The organism is Ectopseudomonas toyotomiensis, assembly GCF_017167985.1.
Lineage (GTDB): Bacteria > Pseudomonadota > Gammaproteobacteria > Pseudomonadales > Pseudomonadaceae > Aquipseudomonas > Aquipseudomonas toyotomiensis.
Map to the genome: position 1 here is coordinate 116,513 of NZ_CP070505.1, position 17,940 is coordinate 134,452.

Here is a 17,940-nt window from a genome sequence, read left to right on the forward strand (position 1 = left end):
AATCACCCCATCGCCTCGCTACCTCCCGCGAGCTAGAGAAGGATCTTGAAAATGACCAGGAAGGTTATCTACCAAAGCCACACGCAGGTTATGCACCCTTTGGTGTCTATTTATAGTTATGCATAAAATGGAAAACAGCCATGGAAAGTAGTATTTGGGAAGGTGTGGTAGTTGGTGCATCTGGTGGTTCGATAGCTGGCATCACAGTTTACCTAACCCAGTATCTTCACCAAAAGCTGCGCGACTTCTTTGAAATGCGCAGAATAAATACATGACTGAAAGAAAATTCTACTGGCGGAAAATGGCGGACCACAAGGACCATAGCAAGCTGGACCAACCTCCCGGAAGACAGAGTTAATTATTTATGCAGCAAAAGCAAAATAATAAAACTTTCCACAGGGGAAAATGAAGGTATGTGGGCGCACCGAGAAACAGTAAATCTAACCGACTGTTAGCAATGCATAACAACTGGTTCAAACCGTTCGCTTCGCTCACTGGGACGGGCTAAAGCCCGCCCCTTAACCAAACGTTAGAGGTGCAAGTTGAAAGCGCTGGAGAAATGGGCAGAGCGTATATACGCCGAGACAGACGTAGGGCGAAGCATTGCAACATCTTTTGCCGGCATCGTTGGTCTGTCGGTTTATCTTTTGACATCGGATTGGGTTATTGCCGCCTTTTCAGCAGTTATTGCGTTCCCGCTAGTTCGGCTCATAGCGACTGGGCTTCATGCAAGCATAGTAAGGCGGGCACAAAGTCGTGAAGAGCTAGAAGAAGCAAAGAGAATTTATTCCCGCTTGAGTACACACGAGAAATCTGTAGTGCAAGCCTTTGTAGAGTCCGGCGGTTCAGTTCTCACTTGGAGCCAAGTAAATAAGCTAGGTCTATCAGGCAATGCTATCGAGTCACTTATCCAGCGAGAGGTCGTTTGGACATCAACGACCTCGGATGGCATGCGCGAAACATTTGCTCTAGATTCAGCAATATTTGATGTAGGGCAAAAGCATTCGGCCAGTGGTAGCAACCTCTAACAACTGGCTCAAACCGTTCGCTTCGCTCACTGGGACGGGCTAAAGCCCGCCCCTAGCCAACGCTAGGGCATCCGCGCATGAGAAACGAAGACGGCACCTTCTGCAAAGACTGTCACCAGCAGTTAGACGAAAAGTTAGCATCTAGTGCAAGCTAATCATGCCCCTGCTGTGGCTCCACAAAAAAATACATGAATGCATCCATTATTGATGGAATTGGCCTTTACGACTCTTGGGAAGCACAAGCTAAAGACGCCAAGTATCCGGGCAAAAGAAAAATTAGGTGGGAGGCATTTGTTGGCTGGGAACAGTGCCATCAACTGCAATGTATGGTTTACAAAACAAGAACTATCGACCGAAGCAATGATGCTTACCAAGAAACAGTGACCGACCCAAAAACAGGGAAAATAATCCATCACTGTGAAGAGCCGCTTTCCAAACATTTCGGGCATGGTTCAGCAAAACCAAAGCCCTAACTAGTGGCTCAAACCGCTCGTTTCGCTCACTGGGACGGGCTAAAGCCCGCCCCTCAACCAAAGCGCGGTAACAACCCCTATGCCCTTCCCAACAGAAGAACACCAAGCCCTTCTAAAAGTTAAAGGCGTAGGCCCGACCGTCGTGCAGCGACTCGAACAGATCGGCATAAACTCCTTGCAGGAACTGGCCGAAGCCAGTGTCAGCGATATCGTCACCGCAGTAGCCGGTCAGTTGGGCTCCACCTGCTGGAAGAACAGCCCGCAAGCACGCGCGGCTATTCAGGCGGCCATCGATCTGGCCAAATCGCGTCAGTAACCTCCCTCTCTTTCACTGCCAAGGAACCCGGCATGCCTGCCCACGAGAAGATCAATTACGTCGAATACCCCAGCCGCGATCTGCCGGCTACCAAAGCCTTCTTCCAGGCCGCTTTCGGCTGGCGGTTCACGGACTACGGCCCCGATTACGCCGCCTTCACCGACGAAGGCCTGGATGGCGGTTTCTTCAGCGCCGAGATGTCCGCACGCAGCGATAACGGCAGTGCGCTGATCGTGTTCTATAGCGCACGGCTGGAAGACACCCTGGCCAAGGTCGAGGCTGCCGGTGGGACAATCGTCAAACCGATCTTTGCCTTCCCCGGCGGCAGACGCTTTCACTTCGTCGAACCGGGTAGCAACGAGTTTGCCGTATGGTCGGAGCCGGACGGTCGATAGTCGGTCCCCGGAATCCGTAAGCCCTGCTGCAACCGTCGTTCCCGCGCGGGCGGGAATCCAGAACGGCTCTCCGGGCTCCCGCCCAAGCGGGAGTGACGCTGAGGGCAACCCCTCACACAATGAGTGCTGGCGCGGCATATCCCGTTTGACCCACCGCCAACTCCGCCATTAACGTCCCAGTCTTTCCTCTCTCGGGCGAGCATCACTCTCGCCTGAGTCATGGAAGATCCCTGCATGAGTCAAGGAGGTACAGGATGCGCATCATGGTGATCGGAGCCAGCCGAGGCCTCGGCCGTGCACTGGTAGAGGGTTTGGCGCCAAGCCACGAGCTGATCGGGATTTCACGCAGCCGCCCGGCCGATCTGGCCACGGACATACAGTGGATCGAGGCGGATATGAGTGATCCGCTGCGGGCCGTGGACGCCATCGAAGCACAGTCGCCTCAGCGCCTGGACGCGATCATCTACAACCTGGGGATCTGGGAAACTCGCGCGTTCGAGGATGACTACAGTTTTCTGCAGGACGACGACGCGCAGATTCTCGAGATGGTCAGCGTCAATATCGGCGCGACCTTGCTGCTGCTCAAACGCCTGCTACCGCGCCTGCTCGGCGGCGCCAAGCCGCAACTGATCCTCACCGGTTCCACCTCGGCCCTGCCGCAAAGTGGCCGCCCGGAAGTCACCTTCGGCGCCAGCAAGTTCGCCCTCAAAGGCATCGCCGAGACCCTGCGCGAAGGTTTTCGCGATCAGCGTCTGGCCGTCACCTGCCTGCAACTGGGCTACCTCAATACCCAGGATGGCTTACAAACGCCAGTGGAGCAGGCGGCGCAAAATGGTGAAGGTCAGCTGATTCCACTGCACGATGTCGTCGCTCTGGTGCGAACGCTACTGAACCTGTCCGATGCCAGTTACGTGCGTGAGCTGGTGCTACCGGCCATTGCCGACGAGCGTTTCTGAAAGGACAAGAACAGGTATTGGCCATGCAGAGAACCGACCATATCCGCCTGATGGCACGCTACAACAGCTGGATGAACGAACGGCTCTACACAGCCGCTTCCAGCTTGTCCGACGAGGCGTTGAGCACCGAGCGCGGCGCGTTCTTCGGCTCGATCCTCGGCACGCTCAATCATCTGCTGGTGGCCGACCGTATCTGGCTGGGGCGCTACACCGCGCACCCGGCGAACTTTCAGGCATTGCAAACGCTCGCAGAGCTGGAAATGCCGACACGCCTGGATCAACTGATGGGTGCGGATATACGCGAGCTGGCCGCACTGCGTAAACAGCTGGACAGTTGCATCGAAGCCCTGGCCGCCGAGATGGGCGAAGAGCAGCTGGATCAGCCGCTGAGCTACCGCAACATGAAGGGTGCGGCCGCGCAAAAGCACTTCTTCGCCCTGCTGATGCACCTGTTCAACCACCAGACGCATCACCGCGGGCAGGCAACGACGCTACTAACCCAGGCGGGCGTGGATGTGGGTGTGACCGATCTGCTGGCGTTGATCCCTGACGAGCTTTGAGCTGCGGCCAAGTGCCGATCACACCTCGCCCTCTCCAGGCTCAAAGGCCAGCCAGTTTCAGCCAGTGTGCGTAGAAACCTTCGGCAACCTGGTTCAATGCCCTGACCTTCCCACTCAGGTCGTCACGCATCTCGGCGATGCTCTGCTGGCTGGGCTGGCTGGCATCGAGCAGGTGCGCCCAGTCGTCTAGCCAGAGCGCGATCAGATCTTCGGTCATCTCCGGGTGGCCCTGCAGCGCCAGCACCTTGTCACCCCAGGCGAAGGCCTGATTGTCGCACCAGCGGCTGCTCAGCAGGGGTTGAGCACCTTCAGGTAGCGAGAAGGTGTCGCCATGCCACTGAAAAATGCCGAACGCTGCAGGCAAATGTGCCAACCAGGGGCTATCGGCTGCTTCTGATCGGCGCTGCATGCGCTGCCAACCTGCTTCGGTGTAGGACATGCGGTGGATGCTGGCGCCCAGTGCCTTGGCCAGCAATTGGCCGCCCAGGCAGTGACCAATGATGGGGATGTCACGCTCGATAAAGCGCTGCAACGCTGCCACTTCATCGGCGATCCAGGGCAACGGGTCATTGACGCTCATCGGCCCACCCATCACGGCGACCGCCTTGGGCCGCTCTAGGTCGTAACCGTGCAGTTCACCCAGGTCGACGCGCAGCACGTCGAAACTGCAGTCACGCGCCTGCAGCACCTGCGCCAGATGGGCTGGCGGGCAATAATCGATATGAGTCAGGATCAGAACATCGGCCATAGCTACCTCCGCCGCGCAGTCTGCGCGAGAAGGATTGGCAAGTCGAGGTGGGTTGGGAGTTGAAGCCATCGGCCGGACAGCCGGCCGATGGTCTGAGCTGATGGACGCCGCTGCAGTCCCTAACGCATGGCTGACGCTTTCACCTCCTGGGTAACGCCCCAACCATCCATCTTGCCGCCCAGCGGGACGACGATGGACTCCAGGTCATGTTCGAACTCGCCGATACCGGCATGGGTGGCGTACATCACTTTGCTGATTTGCAGGTGCCAGATGCCGTCCTCACGGGCGGATATCTGAGCGTTGAGCGACTCGCCGCGAAAGTTTCTGGCTGCCATTCTGGCCCGTTCTTCGTCGGGAAAAATGGCGTAGAACTCGATCGGGTGAAACTGGGCGAAGTCGAATCCCCCTTCTTTCATCCGACGCAGCACCGAGGTGCTGGAGTCTTCGTGGAAGGCTGTGCTCATAAACGACCCCCTCTCAGGCTATGGATGGATTAACCGCTTTCCCAATGCGACCGTCCTGCGGACGGTGTCGCGACTCCTACCGGAAACCTCCGAAAACGCCCTACGTTTTCAGAAGCACCCAAATGGCGCCGCCCCGAGAATCGAGCAGATGCTCGATGTGTCTACTGCAAGCGTATCGACGACTGCCCGGCAGAACGCCGGACTGAAAACCGTCTCCTCTAGAGTAGTCGCTGAGCGAAAGGTTCGCGTGGTGCAGAAAGCCCTTGTGACAAAACCGGCGACCAGCGGCAATTGGCCAGCCTGAAAGTTTCGCCCGAGCTCATGGCCGACTGAGCCAACCCATCAGCAACCTGTTGATCCAGCCCGGCGTGATCTGCCCAAAGGTGAACAGCAGCCCGAACTGCAGCCCCACCGGGCGATGCACATTGCTGGCGTGGGCCTGCTTCCAGGCCGCTTCGGCGACCTGCTCGGCCTCCAGGCGCACGCCCAGGCGACGCATCACCGGTGGACGCTGCGCCTGACTGCGCACCATCGGTGTGTCGACGAATGGCGGCATCAGGTCTCCCACGCGGATGCCGTGCTCGCGCCACTCCAGTTCCAGCGCCTCGGTCAGGCCGCGTACAGCGAACTTGCTGGCCGAATAGCTGGCCAGTTGTGGCACGCCGTAAAGCCCCGAGGCCGAGCCCATGTTGATCACTTGCGCCTCTGGTGTGGTCTTGAGATAGGCGAAAGCCGCATGGCAAAGATTGAGCACGCCGAGCACATTGATCTCTACCAGGCGTGCATGCTGCTCCAGCTCAATATCGGCAAAGGCGCCGGTACGCAGGATGCCCGCACCATTGAACAGCAGGCGCAACTGGCCGCCGCTCTGCGTGCAGAAGTCGGCCAGCGCGGCCTTCACCGCTACGGCATCGACCACATCCAGCGGCGCATGCCAGGCGCCGCCCAGCTCGGCGGCCAATGCGGACAGCGCCTTTTCATCGACGTCGAGCAACCCGACGCGCCAGCCCCGCGTGTGAAACAGCCGCGCGGTGGCAGCGCCAATGCCCGATGCGGCGCCGCTGATGAGAATGTTGTTCATCACACACCCCGCTCACGGAGAAAGGCCGCCACGCGGGCGATGGCGTAATCCGCCGCGCGCAACATGCCGACATGCGCCTGGAACACATGCCACAACCCCGGATAACGCTCCAGCCGCAGGTTCACCCCAGCCACCGTGGCGCGCTCGGCCAGGCGCAAGCTGTCGTTGAGCAACAACTCGTCTTCGCCGACCTGGATCAGCGTCGGCGGCAGGCGGCTGAGATCGGCGAACAGCGGCGACATACGCGGATCGTTGCGCGGCAGGTCGGTCGGGCAATACAGCTGCGCAGCCTGCTCGATCCAGCTGGGGTGGAGCAGCGGGTCGCCTGCTGGCGGCTCGTGCATCTGCTCGCCGGTGAAGTCGGTGACCGGCGAGAAGCACACCAGTGCGGCAGGCACAGGTAGGCCGAGTTCGATGATGCGCAGGCAGCCGACCAAACTCAGGTTACCGCCGGCCGAGTCGCCACCAATGGCGATCTGTTCGGGCCTATAGCCGGCCGCCAACAATGCCTGGTAAGCCGCCACCACATCATCGCGCGCTGCCGGGTAGGGATGCTCAGGCGCCAGACGGTAATCCAGAGCGCAGACCTCCAGGGCAGCGCGTTTGGCCAGGCTGGCGCAGATGCCTCGGTGCGTGTCCGGCCCGCCGATCATGAAGGCACCGCCGTGCAGATAGAGCAGCACGCTGCCGCTGCTGACAGGCGGTCGATGCCATTCGCACGGGCGCCCGGCCAGGGTATCGGCGCTGCGCTTTACGCCACGCGGCGTCAGGGTGATGGCGGTGAGTGCACGCAACACACGACGCTGCCCGGCCACCGGCATCGGCGGCCGTACCAGACTGCGGAAGAACAGACGCAGAAAACCGCGCAACAGGCCGCGCAGCAGCATCTGCTCGGCAGCGGGGGCATTGAAGTCAGCGGACGCAGTCATAGTCGGCAAGCTCCGGAGTACGGGTCATGAGGCGATAGGTGAAGGTGAACCCCGGCCAGTTGTTGGTGTTCTTGCCGGTAGCGGTCTTGTACCAGCTGTCGCAGCCCTGTTCCCATATCGTTCGATGAGTCGCCTGCTGCAGCTCGGCGTTGTAACTGCGCTGCACCGTCGGGCGCAGGTCGAGATAGCGTAGCCCCTGTTCGCGCAGCACCTGCATGCACCCCAGTACGTAGGCGTACTGGCTCTCCAACATATAGAGAATGGAGTTGTGGCCGAGATTGGTGTTCGGCCCGTAGAGCAGGAACAGGTTGGGAAAACCGCTGACGCTGATGCCCTTGTAGGCCTCGGCGCCCTCCTTCCAGGCCTGATTCAACTCCAGCCCATCGAGGCCACGAATGCGCATCGGCGCAAGGAAATCGGTGGCAGTGAAACCGGTGCCGTAGATCAGCACATCGCAGGGATGCTCACGACCATCGGCCGTCACCAGCGACTGCTCGCGCACCTCGCGAATCGCCGAGTCGACGACGTCGACATTGGCCTGCGCCAGCGCCGGGAAGTAGTCGTTGCTGATCAGGATACGCTTGCAACCCATGGGGTAATTCGGCTGCAAGCGCTCACGCTTGCCGGCATCGGGCATCTGCCGCTGCAGGTGACGGGTGAAGCTATGGCGGAACAGGCGCATCAGCCAGGGGAAGCGGATAAAGGCCAGCGCCCGGCCCTCGTGATGCAGGTATTGCAGGAGGCGGTCGGCACGTTGCAGCAGGGGCAAACGCTGTTTTAGAGCAATCTCCCAGGGTCGATAGGCGCGATCCGGCTTGGCCAGCACATAGGCAGCCGAGCGCTGGAACAGGCTCAGGCTGGCGACCTTCGGCTGGATCTGCGGCACGAACTGGATCGCCGAAGCGCCGGTACCGATTACCGCCACGCGCTTGCCGGTCAGATCCAGATCATGGCGCCAGCGCGCCGAATGGAAAGCCTCGCCGCGAAAATGCTCCAGACCGGGCAGCTTCGGGTAGGCCGGTCGATTGAGCTGGCCGCAGGCACTGACCAGCACCTGCGTCTCGATCACTTCGCCCCCTGCCAGCTCGACACGCCAGATACCGCGCGCGGCATCGAACTCGGCGCCGAGCACTTCGCTGTTCAGACGGATGTGCGGGCGCAGCCGGTGTTTCTCCACGCACTGCAGGATATAGGCGTGGATCTCCGCCTGCGGCGCGAACTTGCGCGACCAGTCGTGCTTGGGCTCGAAGGAAAAGGAATACAAGTGCGAGGGCACATCGCAGGCGGCGCCCGGATAGCTGTTGTCGCGCCAGGTACCGCCTACCTCGCCGGCCTTTTCCAGCAACAGGAAGTCGTCCTCGCCGGCCTTGCGCAACTGCATGGCCAGGCCCAGACCGGCAAAGCCGCTGCCGATGATCAACACGCGCCAGGGCGCGTTCGTACGGGGGTTGTTATTCATTGTGATGACCCGTGTATGACGATGAACCGATGCTACTTGCGCCCCCGCGTCCAGGTTATGGCATAGTCGGCCAGGATATTGTGATTTTCGGACAATCTATGTCAGCGCCCTGGCCCGCACGCCGCAGCATCACCAGCATTCAGTTGCTCACCCAGCTGGGGCTCGATCTGGGCCTGAGCCTGGACAGGTGCCTGCATGAAACGGGGCTCAGCCCGGTGCAGTTGGCCAGCCTGAACGGGGAGATCGAAGCGCAGCGTGAGCTGCAGCTGATCGCCAACCTAGTCGAGGCACTACCCGCAGTCGAAGATCTTGGCCTGCAGGCCGGCCGGCGCTACCACCTGACCACCTACGGCGCCTGGGGTTACGCCATTCTCAGCAGCGCCACGGTGCGCCAGGCCGCCGAACTTGGCCTGCGCTATCACGGCCTGACCTATGCCTTCACCCGCATCACTCTGAGCGCGGATGACGCCATCGCCAGCCTGAATTTCGACGACAGCGCTCTGCCCCCGGCGCTGCATGATTTCATCGTGCAGCGCGATATGCTCGGTGCCCTGGTGGTCGTGCGCGAGCTGCTGGGCAGCACGCTGCAATTACTGATCGTGGAACTGCGCCAGCCTGCACCGGCTGACGCTTCACCCTTTATTGCCGCCTTCGGCCAGGTGCCGCGCTTCGGCGCGGAGCACAATCGCCTGGGTTTTGCCGCCGACTTGCTGGACAACCCACTGCCACGAGCCAACCCGCAACTGGTCAGCGCCTGTGAACAGCAATGCCAGACGTTGCTGGCGCGCCATCAATGGCATCAGGGTCTGGCCGGGCGGGTGCGCCAGCTTCTGTTGCAGTCGCCGGGGCAGATCGCCGACATGGAACAGGTCGCAGAGCGCCTGCACTTGAGCAGCCGCACCCTGCGTCGACGCCTGATCGAAGAAGACACGAGCTTCCGTGCCCTGCAGGACGAAGTGCGCCAGGCGCTGGCCGAAGAGCTGCTGGCCGCCGGCGGCCTGAGCCTGGAAGAGATTGCCGAGCGCCTGGGTTATGGCGAACTGTCGAACTTCATCCACGCGTTCAAGCGCTGGAAGGGCATCACGCCGGGGCGTTATCAACGTGAAGCGTTGGTGTAGGGCGTACCGGGACGCCGGCCGCTCGGAAGCAGTACGCCATCACGGTAGGCACTATGTGTTGACTGTTCGCTGGCGCTCCTGAGTCCACCCTACGAGCTGCCATGTATGGCCGCTGGCTCCCCTGGTGCGCGCGGCGCACCCTACAACAAGCCCGTGCGCCTGGAACGCGCTTCATGTAGGGTGCGCCGTGCGCACCGCGCCCCCCCGCACACAGGCAAGATCGTCGCAGTTTGAAAGTCATCTTCACGCTGACAAGGCGCAAACGCCGCGCTAGGGTGCCAGCCATGAACATCATCACGCTGCTTCTGCCCTACCAACCGCCCTGGGACTGGCAACAGTTCCACAGCCATTTCGCTCTGCGCGCGATTCCCGGGCTGGAGTCATTGAGCGCGAACAGCTACAGCCGCGGCTTCAGCATCGACGGCACACCCGGCTGGTTTCGGGTTGCCCCGCTGCCAGGGCAGAACGCGCTGGAACTGCGCTGCCGCCTGGCCTCGCCCGCACATCTCGACCAACTCGAACAGCGCGTGCGGCGCATGTTCGATCTCGACAGCGAGCCCGAGGCAATTGCCCTGCACCTGAGCACTGACGAACTGCTCGCGCCACTGCTGCAGCGCAATCCCGGCCTGCGCCTGCCGGTGGCGTTCGATCCGTTCGAACAGGCAGTGCGCGCCATCGTCGGCCAGCAGGTCACGGTCAAGGCGGCGGTCACCATAGTCGGGCGCCTGGTACAGCGTGTCGGCACACGGATCGAGATGCCGGAAACACTGGGCATCAGCCATCTGTTCCCCTCACCGCAGGCGCTTGCCGAGGCCGACCTGACTGGTATCGGCATGCCCGGTAAACGCGTGCAGTGCCTGCAGCATTTCGCCGCGCGCATTGCCGATGGCGGCCTGAAACTGCATCTGGCCGATGGCAATGCAGCACTGATCGAACAGCTATGCGCCCTGCCAGGCATTGGCCCGTGGACTGCGGAGTACATCGCCCTGCGCGCGTTCGGTGAGGCCGACGCCTTTCCCGCCAGCGACCTGGGTTTGCTCAAGGCGCCGGTATGGGGAACGGAAGGTATCGATGCGCGCCGCTTGAAAGCACGCGCGGAAGCCTGGCGCCCGTGGCGCGCTTATGCGGCGGCGCATCTCTGGCATAACTATTCGGGAGGCTGAGTCATGCATTACCGCTACCACGACAGCCCCGTCGGTCCGCTGCTGATCGCAGCCGACGACAGCGGCCTGCAACTGTTGCTGATGGAGCTGGACAGCCGGCCCTGGCGCATCGAAGACCATTGGCAGCCCGCTGGCCGTGAGCTGGACGCCGTGTGCAGCCAGCTCGATGAATACTTCGCCGGCAAGCGCCGTCAGTTCGAACTGCGCCTGGCGCCGAGGGGCACGGCATTCCAGCAGGCGGTCTGGCAGGCGCTGTTGGCCATTCCGTACGGTCGCACCTGCAGCTATTCTGAGCTGGCCAATGTCATCGGCAGACCGCAGGCCGTACGCGCGGTGGGGACAGCCAATGGCGCCAACCCCATCTCTATCATCGTGCCCTGCCACCGCGTGATCGGCCGGGACGGCAGCCTGACCGGCTATGCCGGTGGCCTGCCGCGCAAGCAGCAGTTGCTGGAACTCGAGGGTGTATTGCAGCCAACGCAGGCGCAACTGGCTTTGTAACCAGACTCTTTACGAAAAGTGCCTAGGGCGCGGGTATGCGCGCCAGAGGCTCTGCACGCGGACGTAGGGGCAAAGCCAGAATCAGCCCTTCGCCCGAAGCGGGAAAGATACCGGTCAAGGCGGTGATATTGACCTGATGGGAAACCAGCACCAACGGCGCGCCAGCAGGCAGTTGGTTGATCGAGCGAATCAGCTCGGCGGTCTGCTCGGCACCATCCTCGGGCTTGCCGAAGAATGAATCCAGCGCTGCGAATGGTTGTACCGGGCCGCGCTGCATGTTGCTGGCCGTATCCAGCGCACGGCACCAGCGACTGCTGAGAAGCCGCGGCTGTTCGATCCCCTGACGCGCGAGCAACTCGCCCCAGCGCCGGGCCTCGGCACGCCCTTGAGCGTTGAGGTTGCGCTGGGTTTCGCATTGTCCCAGGCGGAAGTTAGCCGGGTCGCCCGTACCCGGCGCGGTGGCGTGACGCATGAGTATCAGCGCACGACCTTCGCGCAGTGCCTGCCAGGCGTCGGCGTTATCTGCCGCCACACTGAACAGCGGCAGCAGCGCCAAGGCCAGCAGCCACAAGCGAGTCATATTCTGACGTTGCCGCGCGGCCCCATCAGCGCCCAGATGATCAGACCGATCACCGGCAATAGCACGATCAGCAGAATCCATAGAATCTTGATTCCAGTTTCCGCGTTGCTCTTGACCACGTTGATGATGGCCCAGATATCCAGGGCCAGGATGACCAGGCCGAGCAGCCCATTGAAGGTAGAACCCATGGCGACACTCCTGTCTGAAAGGTTGCCTGCATAGGATAGTCGGTGACTGGCGCGGGTTCCCTCAATCACCCAGGCGCGGAAAACGGCTGGCGATATCGTCGCCCGTCCGCTCTGGCGTCTCGTCGCCAAGGCTCAGACGCAGCGCCAGCACGTGCGGTTCTTCACCCAGGTCGAACCAGTGACGAGTGCCGGCCGGCAGCGTCAGCAGGTCGCCACGCTCACCCTGCAACACATACACGTAGCCATCCAGATGCACGCTGAGCTGGGCGAAACCACCCAGGAACAACCAGGTACTGGCGCTAGACTGCACTTGCTCGTCTAGATACCGAGCGCGCAGCTCCAGTTTCTGCGGATGATTGCGCTGCAGGTTGAACAGCTCCTGCTGCACATGCCCTTCCTTGCCCATGAATGCCTGCAGCCACAGACCATAGGCAGCGTCGAACTCGGCCTGCTCGCAACCAGGGCGCAACGCAGCCGGCAATTCCAGCTGGCGATAGTCGATGCCCACCGCGGACAAGGTGCTGGCGATATCGTCGGCGTGGTTGAGAACCTTGTTCGGCAGTTCCGGGGAGGTGTGCAGGTGGACGGCGAGGCTGCTCATGAAGGGTTCACTCGATTCAGGGCCGCTCGGGCGGCAGACGGGTGGCAATGATGAAGGCTGCCAGCAAGGCTACCAGACTGGCGATGGCGAAGGTCCAGGCCGGGCCCAGGCCCTTCCAGCTGTAACCGGCATACAGCGCGCCCAACGCACCGCCGATGCCAGCCAGGCTGACATACAGCGCCTGGGCCTGGCCCTGCTGGCGATCGGCGAAACTGCGCTGCACGAAGTGGATACAGGCGGCATGGAACGCGCCGAAGGTGGCGGCGTGCATACACTGCGCCAGCAACAGCACCGGCAGGTACTGGGGCAGACTGCCTAGCAGCAGCCAGCGCACGGCGGTGATCAGGAAGCTGGCCAGTAACACGGCGCGCAGCGAGTAGCGCTGCAGCAGCCGCGCCATGACCAGAAACAGCAGGATCTCCGCCACCACCCCCAGCGCCCAGAACAGACCGATGGCGCCACGGCTGTAGCCAACGCCCTCCAGGTGCAGAGTGAGGAAGGTGTAGTACGGGCCGTTGCTCAGTTGCATCAACCCGACGCAAACATAGAACGCGAGGATGCCGGGGCGGCGCAATTGGCACACAAAGCCATCCGACTCCAGCGGACTCGGACGCAGCACAGGCTGTGCATTGGGCACCCAGAAACTGCTGACGACGATACCGGCCATGATCACCAGCAACGCTGCAGGATACGCATCCAGGCTCAGCCACTCGAACAGCAGGCCGAGGCCGACCACGGCGACGATGAAGCCGATGCTGCCCCACAGGCGAATCTGGCTGTAACGCGCCGCCTGCTCACGCAGGTGGGCCAGGGTGATGACCTCGAACTGCGGTAGCACCGCATGCCAGAAGAAGGCGTGGGTGGCCATGATCAGCGCCAGCCAGGCGTAGCTTTGGCTGAAGAAGATGCCGGCGAAGCAGACCAGGGTGCACAGCGCGCCGAAACGCACGATCAACAGGCGCTGACCGGTGTGGTCACCCAGCCAACCCCAGAGGTTCGGTGCCAGGCAGCGCATCAGCATGGGAATGGCGATCAACTCGCCGATCCGCGCCGGGGAAAAGCCCAGATGGTCGAAGTACAGCGCCAGGAACGGCGCCGTACCCCCGAGCAGAGCGAAGTAGAAGAAGTAGAAACCGGACAACCGCCAGTAAGGCAGGGCCGCGCTCATGCCGCCGTCCGGCTCACAGTTGTGGCAGCACCGGTGTGGTGACGCGCACGTCGGCGTTCTGCGCGCGGTGACGCAGCAGGTGGTCCATCAGCACGATGGCCATCATCGCCTCCGCGATCGGCGTGGCACGAATGCCCACGCAGGGGTCGTGACGACCCTTGGTGATCACATCCACCGGGTTGCCGTCGACGTCGATGGAACGCCCCGGTGTGGTGATGCTGGAGGTCGGCTTGAGCGCCAGGTGGGCGACGATCGGCTGGCCGCTGGAGATGCCACCGAGAATGCCGCCGGCGTTGTTGGAGAGGAAACCTTCCGGCGTCAGTTCGTCGCGGTGTTCGGTGCCGCGCTGGGCGACGCAGGCGAAACCGGCGCCGATCTCCACGCCCTTGACCGCGTTGATGCTCATCAAGGCATGGGCCAGTTCGGCGTCGAGGCGGTCGAAGATCGGCTCGCCGAGCCCTGGCATCACCCCTTCGGCAACCACGGTGATCTTCGCGCCGACCGAGTCCTGGTCACGGCGCAGCTGGTCCATGTAGGCCTCGAGCTCCGCTACCTTGTCCGGGTCGGGGCTGAAGAAGGCGTTCTGCTCGACGCTGTCCCAGGTCTTGAACGGAATCTCGATAGGGCCGAGCTGGCTCATGTAGCCACGGATGACGATGCCCTGGCTGGCCAGGAATTTCTTGGCGATGGCGCCGGCCGCCACGCGCATGGCAGTTTCGCGCGCCGAGCTGCGGCCACCGCCACGGTAGTCGCGGATACCGTACTTGTGGTGGTAGGTGTAGTCGGCATGCGCCGGACGGAACAGATCCTTGATCGCCGAATAGTCCTTGGACTTCTGGTCGGTGTTGCGGATCAGCAGGCCGATGGAGCAGCCGGTAGTCTTGCCCTCGAACACGCCGGAGAGGATTTCCACCTCGTCGGCTTCCTGGCGCTGCGTGGTGTGGCGACTGGTGCCGGGCTTGCGGCGGTCGAGGTCGCGCTGCAGGTCTTCCAGGGAGATCTCGACACCAGGCGGGCAACCGTCGACGATGGCGACCAGCGCCGGGCCATGGCTTTCGCCAGCGGTGGTGACGGTGAACAGCTTGCCGTAGGTATTGCCGGACATGGGAAGACGCTCCGCGAGATTCAGCTCAGGCCCGGCGCAGCGCAGGCCCGATTCACAAGGTGGGCGAGTATACCTGCCACCTTCTTGCAGTTCACCCCGAACCTTGCCCCGCAGTCAGCGTCCAATGCCAACCTGCCACTACCCTACCCTCATCATGCTGCGAGCCCTGCTCTTGACCCTCACCCTGATCACCAGCCTGGCCCAGGCCAGCACCACCCGACAACTGCCCATCAGCCTCGACACCGACCAGGGCACCCTGTACGGCAGCCTGCTGGTGCCGCAGAGCGACAAGCCGGTGCCGGTAGCACTGCTGATCGCCGGCTCAGGCCCCACCGACCGTGATGGCAACAACCCCGAGGGTGGCCACAACGATGCACTGAAGAAGCTGGCCCAGGTCTTGGCGCGTAATGGCATCGCCAGCCTGCGCTATGACAAGCGCGGCGTCGCCGCCAGCCGCGCCGCCACGCCAGACGAAAAGGACCTCAGCGTCGAGCGCTATGTGGCCGACGCCGAAGGCTGGGCCAGGCTGCTCAGGGACGATCCGCGTTTTGATCGACTGATTCTCATCGGTCACAGCGAAGGCGCAATGATCGCCAGCCTGGCCGCCCCCGCTAGTCAGGCCGATGCCCTGGTGTCCATTGCCGGCCCCGCCTACCCCATCGGCCAGGTGCTGGATATGCAACTGGCCATGCGCCTGCCGCCATCCTTGCTGGCCGAGAGCCGGCACATCCTCGCCAACCTGATCCGCGGCAAACTACAGCCGCAGGTGCCAAAAGAGCTGCAAGCGATCTATCGCCCCAGCGTGCAGCCCTACCTGATCAGCCTGCTGTGCCAGGACCCAGCGGAAAACTTCGCCGCGCTGCAGATTCCCGCACTGATCGTGCAAGGCACCCACGACGCCCAGGTCAGCCCGGACAACGCCGAAGCTCTCAAGCAGGCCAAGCCCGATGCCAAACTGGCGATGATCGCCGGCATGAACCACGTCATGCGCATCACTCCGGCGCCCTGGAACGAACAGCTGGCGTCCTACAACGATCCGCAGCTACCCTTGGCCCGTGCGCTGGGCGAACGGATCCTCTCCTTCATTCGCTCCAGTGCTGAGGGAAATGGCCGATAACGCATCGAAGGCCATCGAACAGTACACAGGACGCCCATGAGCGAAAACCCAGCCCCGCAGGCACCAGCGCCAGATGCCGAAGCTGCGACAAACGAAACGCCTACCGCGCCGCATCCCTGGGCGGACCTGCCAGCCGAGCAATTCAGCCTGCTGCGTCTGGCGCCACTGCCCGTCGACCGGGAAACCGGCCCGCGGCCACTGCGCTTCGTCCAGCTTGGCCGGGTAGAACGCCACGCCAAAGACACGAGCCTGTTGCGCCTGACCATTCAGGTGCCCGGCCAGCGCCTGCATCGCCACAATAACCTGCTGGAGGTGTGGGCCGACCACCAGCGCAAGGAGGTTCGCTTCGGCCCCGACAAGGGCCTCAGCGTAGAACCGGCCAATCGCGGCCTGGGGCGCTTTCTCATGGCGCAGGGCATTGCCTGGGCGCGCAAGCAATACGCGCACTATCAGGTCGAGGGCGCCGCCCTGCCGACCAAGGACAATTTCAACGACGCCGCCCGCGCCCGCCGTGACCACGCGCTGAAGGCGCAGGGTTTCACCATCGAGTACAGCGACCCGTTGCAACTCAAGCCCTTCTACAGCGCACCGCGAGTCAGCTCGCTGCATGGCGACTGGCATGCCGAGAAGGTGCAGATCATCGAGTTGCTGGACGCCGCGGCGATGCTGCAGCAGGCCGACCAGACGCTGCAGGAGCAGGACGTCAAACTGCGCAAGCTGGAAGATCGGCTCGAGCGTCTCAAGCGTGAAGACAGTGGCCTGCGCTTCACCATCACCTGCCTGGTGGCGTTCAGCCTGTTTCAGGCCGGCCTGCTGATCTGGATCGCCACGCGCTGAGAGCCTATTTACGATCATCTGCGCGTCGGCGCTACTGCGTTGAAAACAAGCTCGAAATGCTCATGTACAAAAGTACACTCCGCTTTCTCGCTTGTTTTCGCCTTGTATCGCTCTAGCTCGAAAGATCGTAAACAGCCTCTCCTGGCGGCTCACACGACCTAACGTAGCGCACCGCGTATCAACCTTCGATGCGCGAACGAAACAGTTGCTGATGCTCGCGGCACTGCTTGGCCGCCAGCAGGAACACGCCATGGCCACCGCGCTGGAAGTCCAGCCAGGTGAAATCCACTTCCGGGTACAGCGCTTCGACATGCACCTGGCTGTTGCCCACCTCGACGATCAGCACGCCACGCTCGGTGAGGTGATCGGCCGCCTCGGCCAGCATGCGTCGCACCAGGTCCAGGCCATCATTGCCGCAGGCCAGGCCCATCTCCGGCTCGTGCTGGTATTCGGCAGGCATGTCGGCGAAGTCCTCGGCGTCGACATAGGGCGGGTTGGAGACGATCAGGTCGAAACGCTGCCCCGGCAACCCGGCAAAGCCATCACCCTGCACGCAGTACACGCGCTCCTCCAGGCCGTGGCGCTCGATATTGAGGTTGGCCACCTCCAGCGCGTCGAACGACAGATCGCCCAGCACCACTTCCGCCTCGGGGAATTCGTAGGCGCAGGCGATACCAATGCAGCCGGAGCCGGTGCACAGATCGAGAATGCGCGCCGGCTCGGTAGGCAGCCAGGGGGAGAAATGACGATCGATCAGCTCGGCGATCGGCGAGCGCGGCACCAGCACGCGCTCATCGACGACGAAGGGCAAACCGCAGAACCAGGCCTCGCCGAGCAGGTAGGCGGTGGGTACGCGCTCTTCGATGCGGCGCTTGAGCAGCGTCTGCAGGTGAACGTGCTCGTCGTCTTCCAGACGGCAATCGAGATAGGCGTCGGAAATTTCCCAAGGCAGGTGCAGCGCGCCGAGCACCAACTGACGCGCTTCATCCCAGGCATTGTCGGTGCCGTGGCCGAAGAACAGTTGCTCGGCCTGAAAACGACTGACGGCCCAGCGGATGTAATCACGCAGGGTACGTAAACGGGTAGTGAGAGCAGTCACGGGCGGCCTCCGGAAGAAAAGTGCGGAAGTTTAGCCCAGTGCGGGTGGCCAGCG

Annotated in this window: 23 protein-coding genes; 12 read left to right on the forward strand and 11 right to left on the reverse strand. The window is 62.3% G+C overall.

Annotated elements, in window-relative coordinates; genetic code table 11:
* Positions 1-140 precede the first annotated feature (140 nt).
* From JWV26_RS24470 to JWV26_RS00540, 7 genes are all read left to right on the forward strand, one after another.
* Positions 141-275 carry a hypothetical protein gene (locus JWV26_RS24470; RefSeq protein ID WP_277425994.1) on the forward strand — a complete coding sequence of 45 codons (135 nt, stop codon included), beginning with the start codon at positions 141-143 and terminating at the stop codon, positions 273-275.
* Positions 276-542: 267 nt separating this feature from the next.
* Positions 543-1,028 carry a hypothetical protein gene (locus tag JWV26_RS00515; RefSeq protein WP_100550093.1) on the forward strand — a complete coding sequence of 162 codons (486 nt, stop codon included), beginning with the start codon at positions 543-545 and terminating at the stop codon, positions 1,026-1,028.
* A 188-nt stretch (positions 1,029-1,216) separates the two neighbouring features.
* Positions 1,217-1,501, forward strand: a complete 285-nt coding sequence (locus JWV26_RS00520) for a hypothetical protein (protein ID WP_196460766.1) — start codon at positions 1,217-1,219, stop codon at positions 1,499-1,501.
* 79 nt (positions 1,502-1,580) lie between these two features.
* Positions 1,581-1,817, forward strand: coding sequence for a helix-hairpin-helix domain-containing protein (locus JWV26_RS00525; protein ID WP_072425609.1), 237 nt, complete (start codon positions 1,581-1,583; stop codon positions 1,815-1,817).
* Positions 1,818-1,849: 32 nt separating this feature from the next.
* Complete coding sequence (locus JWV26_RS00530; protein WP_206418125.1) at positions 1,850-2,212, forward strand: VOC family protein; 363 nt, start codon at positions 1,850-1,852, stop codon at positions 2,210-2,212.
* 254 nt (positions 2,213-2,466) lie between these two features.
* Complete coding sequence (locus JWV26_RS00535; RefSeq protein ID WP_074915997.1) at positions 2,467-3,168, forward strand: SDR family oxidoreductase; 702 nt, start codon at positions 2,467-2,469, stop codon at positions 3,166-3,168.
* A gap of 23 nt (positions 3,169-3,191) precedes the next feature.
* Complete coding sequence (locus tag JWV26_RS00540) at positions 3,192-3,728, forward strand: DinB family protein (protein ID WP_100549691.1); 537 nt, start codon at positions 3,192-3,194, stop codon at positions 3,726-3,728.
* Positions 3,729-3,768: 40 nt separating this feature from the next.
* On the opposite strand, the gene JWV26_RS00545 is transcribed toward JWV26_RS00540, so the two are convergent.
* The 5 genes from JWV26_RS00545 to JWV26_RS00565 all read right to left on the reverse strand — a co-directional run bounded on the left by JWV26_RS00545 (position 3,769) and on the right by JWV26_RS00565 (position 8,409).
* Positions 3,769-4,476 carry a type 1 glutamine amidotransferase gene (locus tag JWV26_RS00545; RefSeq protein WP_206418126.1) on the reverse strand — a complete coding sequence of 236 codons (708 nt, stop codon included), beginning with the start codon at positions 4,474-4,476 and terminating at the stop codon, positions 3,769-3,771.
* Between the two features lie 119 nt (positions 4,477-4,595).
* Positions 4,596-4,940 (reverse strand): ribonuclease E inhibitor RraB, encoded by a 345-nt coding sequence (locus JWV26_RS00550; RefSeq protein ID WP_061242478.1) that lies wholly within the window; start codon positions 4,938-4,940, stop codon positions 4,596-4,598.
* A 319-nt stretch (positions 4,941-5,259) separates the two neighbouring features.
* Entirely contained in the window at positions 5,260-6,021 is a 762-nt protein-coding gene (locus tag JWV26_RS00555) for an SDR family oxidoreductase (RefSeq protein WP_206418127.1), read from the reverse strand.
* The gene (locus tag JWV26_RS00560) at positions 6,021-6,950 is read right to left on the reverse strand and encodes an alpha/beta hydrolase (RefSeq protein WP_206418128.1); all 930 of its coding nucleotides are present in this window, start codon (positions 6,948-6,950) and stop codon (positions 6,021-6,023) included. The genes JWV26_RS00555 and JWV26_RS00560 overlap by 1 nt, the downstream gene beginning before the upstream one ends.
* Positions 6,934-8,409 carry a flavin-containing monooxygenase gene (locus JWV26_RS00565; RefSeq protein ID WP_206418129.1) on the reverse strand — a complete coding sequence of 492 codons (1,476 nt, stop codon included), beginning with the start codon at positions 8,407-8,409 and terminating at the stop codon, positions 6,934-6,936. Before JWV26_RS00565 ends, JWV26_RS00560 begins: the two co-directional genes overlap by 17 nt.
* A gap of 98 nt (positions 8,410-8,507) precedes the next feature.
* On the opposite strand from JWV26_RS00565, the gene JWV26_RS00570 reads away from it, so the two are divergent.
* The 3 genes from JWV26_RS00570 to JWV26_RS00580 all read left to right on the forward strand — a co-directional run bounded on the left by JWV26_RS00570 (position 8,508) and on the right by JWV26_RS00580 (position 11,191).
* Positions 8,508-9,527, forward strand: coding sequence for an AraC family transcriptional regulator (locus JWV26_RS00570; protein WP_206418130.1), 1,020 nt, complete (start codon positions 8,508-8,510; stop codon positions 9,525-9,527).
* A 284-nt stretch (positions 9,528-9,811) separates the two neighbouring features.
* Complete coding sequence (locus JWV26_RS00575; RefSeq protein ID WP_206418131.1) at positions 9,812-10,690, forward strand: DNA-3-methyladenine glycosylase family protein; 879 nt, start codon at positions 9,812-9,814, stop codon at positions 10,688-10,690.
* Between the two features lie 3 nt (positions 10,691-10,693).
* Positions 10,694-11,191, forward strand: coding sequence for a methylated-DNA--[protein]-cysteine S-methyltransferase (locus tag JWV26_RS00580; RefSeq protein WP_072425619.1), 498 nt, complete (start codon positions 10,694-10,696; stop codon positions 11,189-11,191).
* A 22-nt stretch (positions 11,192-11,213) separates the two neighbouring features.
* Here the strand turns inward: JWV26_RS00580 and JWV26_RS00585 are convergent, their stop codons facing one another.
* The 5 genes from JWV26_RS00585 to aroC all read right to left on the reverse strand — a co-directional run bounded on the left by JWV26_RS00585 (position 11,214) and on the right by aroC (position 14,833).
* Entirely contained in the window at positions 11,214-11,771 is a 558-nt protein-coding gene (locus JWV26_RS00585) for a histidine phosphatase family protein (RefSeq protein WP_206418133.1), read from the reverse strand.
* Positions 11,768-11,959, reverse strand: a complete 192-nt coding sequence (locus JWV26_RS00590) for a PLDc N-terminal domain-containing protein (RefSeq protein WP_003460883.1) — start codon at positions 11,957-11,959, stop codon at positions 11,768-11,770. Before JWV26_RS00590 ends, JWV26_RS00585 begins: the two co-directional genes overlap by 4 nt.
* Positions 11,960-12,020: 61 nt before the next feature.
* Positions 12,021-12,560 (reverse strand): acireductone dioxygenase, encoded by a 540-nt coding sequence (locus JWV26_RS00595; RefSeq protein WP_059391496.1) that lies wholly within the window; start codon positions 12,558-12,560, stop codon positions 12,021-12,023.
* A 16-nt stretch (positions 12,561-12,576) separates the two neighbouring features.
* Positions 12,577-13,728 carry an MFS transporter gene (locus JWV26_RS00600; RefSeq protein ID WP_206418135.1) on the reverse strand — a complete coding sequence of 384 codons (1,152 nt, stop codon included), beginning with the start codon at positions 13,726-13,728 and terminating at the stop codon, positions 12,577-12,579.
* Between the two features lie 13 nt (positions 13,729-13,741).
* Entirely contained in the window at positions 13,742-14,833 is a 1,092-nt protein-coding gene (aroC, locus tag JWV26_RS00605; protein ID WP_072425623.1) for a chorismate synthase, read from the reverse strand.
* A 124-nt stretch (positions 14,834-14,957) separates the two neighbouring features.
* On the opposite strand from aroC, the gene JWV26_RS00610 reads away from it, so the two are divergent.
* On the forward strand, positions 14,958-15,950 hold the full coding sequence (locus JWV26_RS00610; RefSeq protein ID WP_206418137.1) for an alpha/beta hydrolase family protein: 993 nt from the start codon (positions 14,958-14,960) through the stop codon (positions 15,948-15,950).
* A gap of 36 nt (positions 15,951-15,986) precedes the next feature.
* Entirely contained in the window at positions 15,987-16,787 is an 801-nt protein-coding gene (locus JWV26_RS00615; protein ID WP_206418138.1) for a hypothetical protein, read from the forward strand.
* 178 nt (positions 16,788-16,965) lie between these two features.
* On the opposite strand, the gene prmB is transcribed toward JWV26_RS00615, so the two are convergent.
* The gene (gene prmB, locus JWV26_RS00620) at positions 16,966-17,886 is read right to left on the reverse strand and encodes a 50S ribosomal protein L3 N(5)-glutamine methyltransferase (RefSeq protein ID WP_074916023.1); all 921 of its coding nucleotides are present in this window, start codon (positions 17,884-17,886) and stop codon (positions 16,966-16,968) included.
* Positions 17,887-17,940 lie beyond the last annotated feature (54 nt).